Annotated in this window: 12 protein-coding genes and 1 pseudogene; all 13 read right to left on the bottom strand. The window is 73.4% G+C overall.

All coding sequences use genetic code 11. The features are described from left to right. Positions 1–568, bottom strand: a pseudogene (locus tag AB0I76_RS14395) (hypothetical protein); the annotation flags it as partial. Positions 569–613: 45 nt separating this feature from the next. Beyond that, entirely contained in the window at positions 614–1558 is a 945-nt protein-coding gene (locus tag AB0I76_RS14390; protein ID WP_357034564.1) for an RluA family pseudouridine synthase, read from the bottom strand. Further along, on the bottom strand, positions 1555–2238 hold the full coding sequence (gene lspA / locus AB0I76_RS14385; protein WP_357034562.1) for a signal peptidase II: 684 nt from the start codon (positions 2236–2238) through the stop codon (positions 1555–1557). The genes AB0I76_RS14390 and lspA overlap by 4 nt, the downstream gene beginning before the upstream one ends. A gap of 66 nt (positions 2239–2304) precedes the next feature. Further along, positions 2305–2724 (bottom strand): TraR/DksA C4-type zinc finger protein, encoded by a 420-nt coding sequence (locus AB0I76_RS14380; RefSeq protein WP_357034560.1) that lies wholly within the window; start codon positions 2722–2724, stop codon positions 2305–2307. Positions 2725–2947: 223 nt separating this feature from the next. Further along, positions 2948–4447, bottom strand: coding sequence for a potassium/proton antiporter (locus AB0I76_RS14375; protein ID WP_357034558.1), 1500 nt, complete (start codon positions 4445–4447; stop codon positions 2948–2950). 22 nt (positions 4448–4469) lie between these two features. Beyond that, the gene (locus tag AB0I76_RS14370) at positions 4470–4817 is read right to left on the bottom strand and encodes a DUF167 domain-containing protein (protein WP_357034556.1); all 348 of its coding nucleotides are present in this window, start codon (positions 4815–4817) and stop codon (positions 4470–4472) included. Next, entirely contained in the window at positions 4810–5457 is a 648-nt protein-coding gene (locus tag AB0I76_RS14365; RefSeq protein ID WP_357034555.1) for a hypothetical protein, read from the bottom strand. The genes AB0I76_RS14370 and AB0I76_RS14365 overlap by 8 nt, the downstream gene beginning before the upstream one ends. A 78-nt stretch (positions 5458–5535) precedes the next feature. Continuing rightward, a complete protein-coding gene (locus AB0I76_RS14360) occupies positions 5536–6336 on the bottom strand; it encodes a DivIVA domain-containing protein (RefSeq protein WP_357034553.1) in 801 nt (266 codons plus the stop codon). 44 nt (positions 6337–6380) lie between these two features. Beyond that, entirely contained in the window at positions 6381–6686 is a 306-nt protein-coding gene (locus tag AB0I76_RS14355; protein WP_357034551.1) for a YggT family protein, read from the bottom strand. Between the two features lie 30 nt (positions 6687–6716). Next, the gene (gene sepF, locus AB0I76_RS14350; RefSeq protein ID WP_357034549.1) at positions 6717–7409 is read right to left on the bottom strand and encodes a cell division protein SepF; all 693 of its coding nucleotides are present in this window, start codon (positions 7407–7409) and stop codon (positions 6717–6719) included. Between the two features lie 193 nt (positions 7410–7602). Then, positions 7603–8349 (bottom strand): YggS family pyridoxal phosphate-dependent enzyme, encoded by a 747-nt coding sequence (locus AB0I76_RS14345; RefSeq protein ID WP_357034547.1) that lies wholly within the window; start codon positions 8347–8349, stop codon positions 7603–7605. 9 nt (positions 8350–8358) lie between these two features. Continuing rightward, positions 8359–9474, bottom strand: coding sequence for a cell division protein FtsZ (gene ftsZ, locus AB0I76_RS14340; protein WP_357034545.1), 1116 nt, complete (start codon positions 9472–9474; stop codon positions 8359–8361). Positions 9475–9756: 282 nt separating this feature from the next. Then, positions 9757–10407: FtsQ-type POTRA domain-containing protein (locus AB0I76_RS14335; RefSeq protein ID WP_357034543.1), on the bottom strand; the 651-nt coding region annotated here is incomplete at its 5' end.

Genomic DNA, 10407 nt, shown 5'->3' with positions numbered 1-10407 from the left:
GCTCCCGCTCGGCGGGCCCGCCGCCGCCGAGCGCGGCCGCCCGGTCCCGGTAGTCCGCGGCCTCCCGGTCCTTGCGGACGGCGAGGTCAGCCATGCCGGCGACCACGTCGTCGGGCAGGCGCTGCGCGGAGATCCGGACGATCTCGGTCTGCCGGTCGGGCAGCGGCACCCGGCCGAAGACGGCGGCGACCGGCACGTCGTCGAAGACCGCCGCGGCCCGCTGCGGGGTCAGGTACGACGTGAAGGACACCAGGGCGTACGTCCCGTCGCCGGCCTCCGGCACGGCGGTCGGCAGGGCGGCCAGGTCGGCCGCGGCGGAGCGCACGTAGCCGGGGATCGAGTCGCCGGCCGCCACGCCGACCCGGGTGACGTCGCCGACGGTACGGTCGCCGGTCGGTGCCTCGCCGGTGGCCCACACCGCCGCGAGCAGCACGGCGAGGCAGGACAGCAGCGCGGCCGAGGGCAGCACCCGAAGTCGGGCGGGGCCTTGGCCGAGCCGCGTCACGGCCGCGGACAGGCGGGTCAGCAGCCGCTGGTCCAACTGCCGCAGCAGGTCACCGGCGCGCACGGGCGGAGGTCCCCTCGTCGATCGTCTCGAAGTCGGCCGCCGCCGTCAGTCCCTCAGCAGGTGCAGCGCGCGGTCCAGATCGTCAGGGTAGTCGCTGACGAAGCGCACCTCGTCCCCCGTTCGGGGGTGCAGGAAGCTCAACTCGCGGGCGTGCAGCCACTGTCTGGTCAGTCCGAGTCGGGCGGACAGGGTGGGGTCCGCACCGTAGGTCAGGTCGCCCACGCACGGGTGCCGCAGTGTGGAGAAGTGGACCCGGATCTGGTGCGTACGCCCGGTCTCCAGCCGCACGTCGACGAGGCTCGCCGAGGGGAACGCCTCGAGCGTGTCGTAGTGGGTGATGCTGGGCTTGCCACCGGAGACGACCGCCCAGCGGTAGTCGTGCGTGGGGTGCCGGTCGATCGGGGCGTCCACGGTGCCGCGCAGCGGGTCCAGGTGGCCCTGCACGACCGCGTGGTAGCGCTTCTCCACCTCGCGGTACTTGAAGGCCCGCTTCAACGCGGTGTACGCCTGCTCGCTCTTGGCCACCACCATGATCCCGGTGGTGCCCACGTCGAGCCGGTGCACGACGCCCTGCCGCTCGGCGGCGCCACTGGTGGAGATGCGGTGGCCGATCGCGGCGAGCGCGCCGATCACGGTGGGGCCGGTCCAGCCGGGGCTGGGGTGGGCGGCGACGCCGACCGGCTTGTCCACCACCACGATGTCGTCGTCGGCGTACACGACCCGCAGGCCGGGCACCGCCTGCGGCACCACGGTGACCGGCGCGGCCGGGGCCGGCAGGGTGACCTCCAGCCAGGATCCCGCCTTGACCTTGTGCGAGTTGGGCCGCGCCAGACCGTCGACCAGCGCGTCACCGGCGTCGACCAGGGCGGCCGCGGCCGTGCGGGACAGCCCGAACAGGCGGGCGACCGCCTGGTCCAACCGCATGCCGTCGAGCCCGTCGGGCACGGGAAGGGATCGGTGGTCGCCGCCGGCGGCGAAGGCGGAGGTCACGCGCTCTCCCGCCGATCGGTCGTGACGGCCGGGGTGGCGTCGGCGGGTGCGGCGTCGGTGTCGGTGTCGGTGGCGTCCGCGCCGACCCGGCTGCCGTCGCGCTGCCGGCCGGTCAGCTCCAGCAGCACCGCGAGGATCACGCCGGAGACCAGCGCACTGTCGGCGACGTTGAACACCGGCCAGACCCGGCCGTACGGGTCGAAGAGGCTCACCATGTCGACCACGTGGCCGACGAACCAGCCCGGGGCCCGGAAGATCCGGTCCATCAGGTTGCCCAGCGCGCCGCCCAGCACCAGGCCGAGCGAGATCGCCCAGGGCAGCGACCGCAGGCGCAGCGCCATCCACAGGATCCAGCCGACCACGCCGATGGTGATCAGCGGGAACACCCAGGTGTGGTCGGCGCCGATGCTCCAGGCCGCACCGCTGTTGCGGGTCAGGTTGAGGTAGACCGCCCCGCCGAGCAGCCGTACCGGCTCCCGGTCGGACAGGTTGACCAGCGCCAGATGCTTGGTGGCCAGATCGGCCGCGAGCAGGGTCAGCGCGACGACGGCCAGGACGGTGACGGCCCGGCGCCGTGGGGTACGTCCCTCCGGCGTGACTGCCGGCGCGGTGTCACCGGCCGGCGCGGTGTCACGGACCGGTTCGGCGCGGCCGGAACCGGGGGTCGGTGCTGCGGTCATCTGCTCCCCATCGACGCTCGTGGCGACGCGGGCGCGCCACCTCCTCGGGCCGCCGGGGAGCGGGCGTCAGCGCCGCTCCTCCAGCTGCTTGCAGGTCACGCAGAGGGTGGCCGACGGGAACGCGGCGAGCCGCTCCACGGGGATCGGGTTGCCGCACCGCTCGCACCAGCCGTAACCACCCTCGTCGAGGCGCTCCAGGGCGCGCTCGACCTGCGTGATCCGTTCCCGGATGCTGTTGGCGAGGGAGATCTCCTGCTCCCGCTCGAACGTCTTGGTGCCCGTGTCGGCCTGGTCGTCCCCGGCCGAGTCGGTCAGCCGGTCGCGCTGCAGCTCGGTGATCTCGCTCAACGTCTGATCGTACTCGGCGCGCAACTCGTCGCGCCGTGCCGCCAGGGCCGCCCGGATCTTCTCGGTCTCCGCGACGCTGCGGGTGGCCCTGGCCACCGGCTTACGGCCGGCGGTCCTGGTGTCGGCTGGCTTGGCCATCGTCGCTCCCTCGCGCCGCGGAACCGCGGCGGTCCGCGGCACCTGGACAGGGGCCGCCGCAATCGACGCCCCCAGGTACGAAACGGGCGCACGGCGACAGGACCGCGCACTCCGGAGGTTGGCAAGGATACGGAACGTACAGGCGTCCGACAACGTGCCGCACCGACGCCCCGGCGTTCGGCCCTGATTTATGCCGTATCAGGGCAAAGGGAACGCTAGCAGATCAAACGTCGCGATCCTCGCCGTACTCGCCAAACCAGCGGGCCAGCCGCCCCCGCCGGCTGACCGCCCGCAGGCGCCGCTCCACCTGGTCGCGCACCCCGTCGGTGGCCACGATCAACATGCTGTCGCCGGTCTTGAAACGGAAGTCCGGGCCGGGCACGACACCCACCCCGTCCCGCAGGACCAGGGTCACCGACGCCCCCAGCGGCAGCCGCAGCTCGTCGACGTGCACCCCGGCCAGCCGGGACCCGGGCGGCACCTCCAGTTGAAGCAGCCCGGCCCGCATCCGCTCCAGCGGCGCGGTCTCCACCAGGATCTCCGCCGCCTCCGCGGGCGCGGTCACACGCAGCCGGCGGGCGGCCGGGGCGAGCGTGCCGGCCTGGAGCAACGTGAAGATCACCACGAGGACGAAGACCACGTCGAAGAGCCGGTCGGCCCCCGGCACCCGCTCGGACAGCGGGATCGTGGCCAGCACGATCGGCACCGCGCCCCGCAACCCCGCCCAGGACAGGAACGCCTGCTCCCGCAGGCCGAACCGGAACGCCCACGCCGACGCGGCCACCGACAGCGGGCGGGCGACCAGCAGCAACGCCAGCCCCGTCACCACCGCCGGCAGCACCGCCGAGCCGAGCCGGCCCGGCGACACCAGCAGCCCCAGCAGCACGAACAGGCCGATCTGGGCCAGCCAGGCCAGCCCGTCGGCGAAACCGAGGATCGCCTGCCGGTGCGGCAACCGGGCATTGCCCAGCACCACCCCGGCGACGTAGACCGCGAGGAAGCCCGACGCGTGCAGCACCGACCCGGCCGCGTACGCGAGCACCGTCAGGCCGACCGCCGCGATCGGGTACAACCCCGCCGACGGCAGGGCCGCGCGGCGCAGCGCCCACCGTCCGCCCACCCCGGCCGCCAGGCCGACGAGCGCGCCCACCCCCAGCTCGTACGCGACCAGCCCCACCTCGTACCACCACGGGTGGGTCATCTCGGGTCGGGACAGCAGCACCACGAGGAGCACCGCCGGGGCGTCGTTCATCCCCGACTCCGCCTCCAGGGTGGCGACCAGCCGGGGCGGCAGGCGCAGCCGGCGCAGGGTCGCGAACACCGCTGCGGCGTCGGTGGAGGACAGCACCGCGCCGTAGAGCAGGGCCAGCCGCCAGTCCAGCCCGAGCAGCAGGTGCAGGGCGAGCCCGACGACCACGATGCTCACCAGGACGCCGACGGTGGACAGCGCGGCGGCCAGACCGAGCACCGGGCGCAGGGTGCTCCACCGGGCGGTCAGCCCGCCCTCGGCGATGATCACCACGAGCGCACAGAAGCCGAGGGTCCGGGTCAGCTCGACGTCGTCGAAGCGGATACCCAGCCCGGACCCGCCGATCGCCACCCCGAGCGCCAGGTAGACCAGGAGACTCGGCACGCCGACACGGGTGGACAGGCGCACCGCGCCGACCGCGACCAGCAGGACGGCCGAGCCGAGCAGCAGCGCGATGTCCAGCCCGGGCGTCACGGTTGCCGACCCGGGGCGCGACTCACCCCGCGGGTCCGTCCCGCAGCCGGCGGACCACGGCGGCCAACTCCACCGCGGCTCCCGTTACCTGGAAGAGCTTGTCCCGGCTGGCCGCACCCGTGCGCAGTGACACCCCGGGCGGCCGGACTCCCAGCGCGTCGGCCAGCGCCCGACGGGCCGCCTCGGTGGCCCGGCCGTCCACGGCGGGCGCGTGCACCGCAATCACCAGGGCCGGGCCGTACGGACCGTCGAAGCACCCGCCGACCCGGGTCCGGGACGAGCCGGGCTTGACCCGGACGGCGACGGTGAGCGGGCCGGCGCCGGTCGGAACGCCCTGCCCGGTGGTCGGCCCCGGGCGGCGCTCAGGCACCGGCGCCACCGCTGGCGATCCGGCCGGCGAGCAGAGTGGTGGCCGGCGCGCAGTGGGCGCACGGCGTGAAGCCCAGGTCGACGGCCTCGGCGACGGGCAGCGCCTCGTGCTCGCGCCCGACCAGATGCGGGCAGTCCCCCAGGTGGTAGCGGGGACGGCCGTCGACGACCCGCACCTCGGCGGTGAGCCGGGCGAGCCGGGCGAGGTCGGCCGCGTCGATCTGCTGCGCGACCGGTTCGTCGTCGTACGCCGGATCGGCGCCGGACTGGCCGGTGCCCACCGACGGCTCGGGCGGTTGCCGCCACCCGGAGCCGCCGGTGTCGACCGTCGGAGGAACGTGCTGGACCGGGATCCCCAGGTCCACCGGAGGCCCGTACGGCTCCGTCACCGGCGCGTACGCGGACGTCTCGGCGGCCGGGGAGGTGGATCCGGTGGGCCGGCTCGCGGTGGGAACCCGCCGGCCGGCGCGGCCCGCCGTCGCCCGGTCGGCGGCCGCCTGGCGGGCGCCCACGACAAGTGCGACGGCGGCCAGCAGACTGGCCGCGATGGAGACGATCAGCAGCAGGCTGGAACCACCGGCCAGGCCCACCACCAGCAGCACGACCGCGAGGAGGATGAGCAGGAGACTTGCGACTATCACGGCTCACCCCCGCCGCGTCGTACCGATGAGGCGAGGTCGGCGACCGTCACGCGAGCGCGGACGGCCGCCGACCTGTGATCAGCGACCGGCTTCGAGGGCGCTGGAGCGACCGCCGCCGTAGGAACCGGCGAGGCCCGCGGCGGCGAGACCGTTGCCGCCCGCGGCACGGGTGCCCTCCGACCGGGTCATCTCGGCCTCCAGGCCCTGACCGCGACCGTCGAGGTCACGCAGCTGGCTCTCCAGGTAGGCCTTGAGGCGGGTCCGGTACTCGCGCTCGAACTGCTTGAGCTCCTCGATGTGCTTCTGCAGCGCGGTCCGCTTGGCGTCCAGGCCGCCCATGGCCTCCTGGTGCCGCTGGCGGGCGTCGCGCTCCAGGGCGTCGGCCTTGGCGCGCGCCTCGCGGGTGACCTCCTCGGCCTTCGAGCGGGCCTCGGAGAGCAGCTGGTCGGCCTCGCGGCGGGCGTCGGACACGTGGTCGTCGGCGGTCCGCTGGGCCATCATCAGCACCCGCAGCGCCTGCTGCTCACCGTCGCCGGCGACGGCCGGGCCACCGGTGGTGCGGACCTGCTCCAGCTCGGCCTGCATCGCGCGGGCGGCCTGCTCGGCCGCGGCCTTGTCGCGCTGCACCCGGTCGAGCTGTGCCTTGACGTCGTTGAGCTCGGCGGCGAGGCGGGCGTCGCCACCGGGGCCGGCGGGCGCCCCGCCACGGCCGCCGCGCTCCACCTGGGCGCGCAGCTCGTTGTTCTCCTCGATGAGACGGGCAAGCTCGCGCTCGACCTCGTCCAGGAAGGCGTCGACCTCCTCCTCGTCATACCCCCGCTTGCCGATCGGCGGTTTCTTGAAGGCGACGTTGTGGACGTCGGCCGGGGTCAGCGGCATCGAAACTCCTCGGGTCAGTTGCGGCCGCGAAAGCGCGTCGGTCATCAGGCGGTCCTGACGATCGACGGCCCTAACACGAACTCCATCAGCACGAACAGGATAACCAGGAGCACAAGGGAGGCCAGGTCGATGCTCACGGTACCAATTCGCAGCGGAGGGATCACACGCCTCAACGCGTGGAGAGGGGGATCAGTGACGCTCCACACGGATTCGAGTCCCGCCGATGCTCCGCGTCCCGGCTGCCACCGTCGGCCGTACTGGAGGACAGCACTCAACACGAATCGGGCCAGAAGCAGGAGAAGGAAGACAAACAGGATCAGGTAGAGAACCTGGAGCACGATCGACAACACGGCAGGTGACGTCCCTCGGATCGGGCGGGATCAACTCAGACTGAAAAAGCCGCCCTCAGCGATCTTGGCCTTGTCCTCAGCGGTGACCTGGACGTTGGCCGGTGAGAGCAGGAACACCCGATTGGTCACGCGCTCGATCGTACCGCGCAGCCCGAACGCCAGCCCGGCGGCGAAGTCGACCAGACGACGCGCGTCCGCCTCGTCCATCTCGGTGAGGTTGATGATCACGGGCACGCCGTCGCGGAAGTGCTCACCGATGGTGCGCGCCTCCCGGTAGGTGGTGGGGTGCAGGGTGGTGATCTGGTACCGCTGCTCCTCCTGCTCGACCACCACGGCCCGCTCGCGCGGCGCCGTCTGCGGCGCCAGGGCGAGGTTGTCCCGGGTGTGGTAGGTCAGCGCCCCCGAGGTCTCCCCGGACCGGGTGATGGACCGGACGCTGGACCGGTCGACCCGCTCCGGCCGCTCCGAATCCGCACGGTCGCCGTCGGCCCCCCGACCCGCGGCGCGCTCGGACAGCCGGCCACGGTCCCCCAACCGGGAACGCGGCGCCGGCGGCTCCTCGGAGTCGTCCTCCTCGTCGTCGGCGAACTCCTCCGAGTACCGGCTCGACCGGTACCGGGACTCGCGGTAGCCGCCCTTGTCGTAGCCACCGTCGTCGTAGCCCCGCTCGTCGTCCTCCTCGACCAGACCGAGCCAGACCCCCGCCTTGCGCAGTGCACCCATCCCGCGCCCTTCTCCTCCGCCGTACGGCACGCGCCCCCGTGCCGTCTCGCCTGTCGCGAGTGGATCATCTCTGCCCACCGGACCGGACCGGCAATCCCCTGGCACGCGATTCGCGTCGCGTGCCACGACCCCCGCCGACGGGTTGCCGTTCCCACCAAACAACACCGATGTAATTCTTTTCTCCGGCCTCAGGCTACCGCAGCGTGGGACGCATTCCGAGCAACGCGCTACCGACGCGGACATGTGTCGCGCCGTACCGGATCGCGATTTCCAGGTCGCCACTCATTCCGGCGGAGAGCGCGGTCGCGTGCGGATGGGCGGCACGGAACGCCTCCGCCACCTCCGCCAGCCGCGCGAAGGCACGCTCGGCCTCCCAGCCCAGCGGGGCCACCGCCATCAGGCCGGCGAGGCGCAGCCCGTCCGCACCCGCCACCGACTCGGCCACCGCCGGCAGGCCGGTGTCCGGGTCGGCCGCGTCCGGTACCGCCCCGCCCCGGGCCGCGTCGCCGTCGATGCTCACCTGGACCAGCACGTCCAGCGGCCGGTCCCGGACGGAGCCCGAGGCGGCGTCCAACGCCCGGGCCAGCCGTACGCTGTCGACGGAGTGGACCACGTCGGCGTAGCGGACCACCGACTTCGCCTTGTTGCGCTGGAGCTGGCCGATGAAGTGCCAGCGCGCCTCGACCCCCGCCGCCGCCACCTCGGCCGCCTTCGGCGCCGCCTCCTGGTCGCGGTTCTCGCCCACGTCGGTGACCCCGAGACCGGCCAACGCGACCACGTCGCCGGCCGGGTAGGTCTTCGTCACCGCGATCAGGGTGACCCCGGTGCGGTCCCGGCCGGCCGCCGCGCAGGCGTCGGCGATCCGGGACCGTACGTGGGCGAGACCGGCCGCGATCTCGGCGCGCCGGTCGGGGCGTACCGATGCTGGACTGTCGGTCATCGCCGCCGCTCAGGAACCGTTCTTGAGAAAGTCGGGCACGTCCACGTCGTCGAACAGCACCCGACGGGGCGACTGCTGCGGCGCCGGGACGGTCGCCGCCGGCGTGACCGGCGTGCTCGGCTGCGTGGGCTGGTTCTGGTTGGTCTTGCGCGGCGCCTCGGCCGCCTTGTACGAGGGCGTGCCCCCGTCGAAGCCGGCCGCGATGACGGTGACCCGCACCTCGTCACCGAGCGCGTCGTCGATGACCGCGCCGAAGATGATGTTGGCCTCCGGGTGCGCCGCGTCGGTGACCAGCTGGGCCGCGTCGTTGATCTCGAACAGGCCGAGGTCGGAGCCGCCGGCGATGGAGAGCAGCACGCCCCGCGCGCCGTCCATGCTCTGCTCCAGCAGGGGGCTGGAGATGGCCGCCTCCGCCGCCTCGACGGCCCGGTTCTCGCCCCGGGCGCTGCCGATGCCCATCAGCGCGCTGCCGGCGCCGCTCATGACGCTCTTGACGTCGGCGAAGTCCAGGTTGATCAGACCCGGCGTGGTGATCAGATCGGTGATGCCCTGGACACCGGAGAGGAGGACCTGGTCGGCGGTGCGGAACGCGTCCATCATGGAGATGTTGCGGTCGCCCAGCGCGAGCAGCCGGTCGTTGGGGATGACGATGAGCGTGTCGCACTGGTTGCGCAGCTCGTCTATCCCGGACTCGGCCTGGACCTGCCGCCGCTTGCCCTCGAAGGAGAACGGCCGGGTCACCACGCCGATGGTGAGCGCGCCCAGCTTCCGGGCGATGTTGGCCACCACGGGCGCACCGCCGGTGCCGGTGCCGCCGCCCTCACCACAGGTCACGAAGACCATGTCGGCGCCCTTGAGCACCTCCTCGATCTCGTCGCGGTGGTCCTCGGCGGCGTTCTTGCCGACGTCCGGGTTGGCACCCGCGCCCAGGCCCCGGGTCAGCTCGCGGCCGACGTCGAGCTTGACGTCGGCGTCGCTCATCAGCAGCGCCTGCGCGTCGGTGTTGATCGCGATGAACTCGACGCCCTTGAGCCCAACCTCGATCATCCGGTTGACGGCGTTGACCCCGCCGCCCCCGATGCCGACGACCTTGATGACCGCCAGGTAGTTGTGCGGAGGTGTCATCTCCGGTCCTTTCCCTTCGAGATTGGCATGGGCCGACCCCACACGGCTTGGCCAGGACAGTGGTCGACGTCGATGGCCACCAGCGAGGCCGGGGGGCGAACCCTCACCCTCTACTAGAGGCTTACGGTTATGTCAACCACTGTTCCTCTTCGGGGCAACGTAAGCGCCGCCGCCCGATGAGCCAAGGATCGCCCCCGGCGTGTCGCCGCCGGAGCGGGACGGCTCACGTCCACACCGCGCGGATCGCGGCGGCCGACGCGGGATCCGCACGGCGTGGACACGTCACCGGAAGGTCACCACGTCCGGCACGCTGACGTCGATCCGGTCGGCGTCGCGGTCCAGCAGCGCCGTCGCCACCCGCGCCTTGTCCTCGCCCCGGGTGGCGTCACCCCACACGACCTCGCGACCGCCGCGCAACCGCAGGGTGATCCGGGCCAGACCCTCCACGGTCACGTCCGCCAACTCGGTCCGCAGCCGCGGCGTGAGCGCGGCGAGCACCTCCAGCGCGGCCCGGGTGCCCGGGTCGGCCGGCCCCGGCTCGGCGACGCGGACCAGCGGCAGGCCGGCCGGCTGCTCCGGCAGGCTCCGGAAGACCACCCCCGTGACGTCGATCACCTCGAACTGGCCGTCGTGCGGGACGGCCGCCACCGCCGTCCGCTCGGTCACGGTCACGACCAGCGCGTCCGGCCAGTCCCGGGTGACGGTGGCCCGCTCCACCGCGGGCAACCGTCCGATCCGCCGGGCCGTGGCCTCCAGGTCGACCCGGGCCAGCGGCGCGCCGTCTCCGACCGCCGCCGCGTTGCGTACCTGCACCGGTGTGACCAGCTCGCCGCCGCTGACCCGGACCTCCCGCACCCCGAACAGCCCGGTGCCGAACAGCGTCCAGGCCACCAGCCCGACCAGCGCCACGACGCCGGCGGCGACCGCCCAGGG

This window comes from Micromonospora sp. NPDC049799, from assembly GCF_040656655.1.
Classification (GTDB): domain Bacteria; phylum Actinomycetota; class Actinomycetes; order Mycobacteriales; family Micromonosporaceae; genus Micromonospora.
This window is presented reverse-complemented; position numbering and strand designations above follow the sequence as displayed.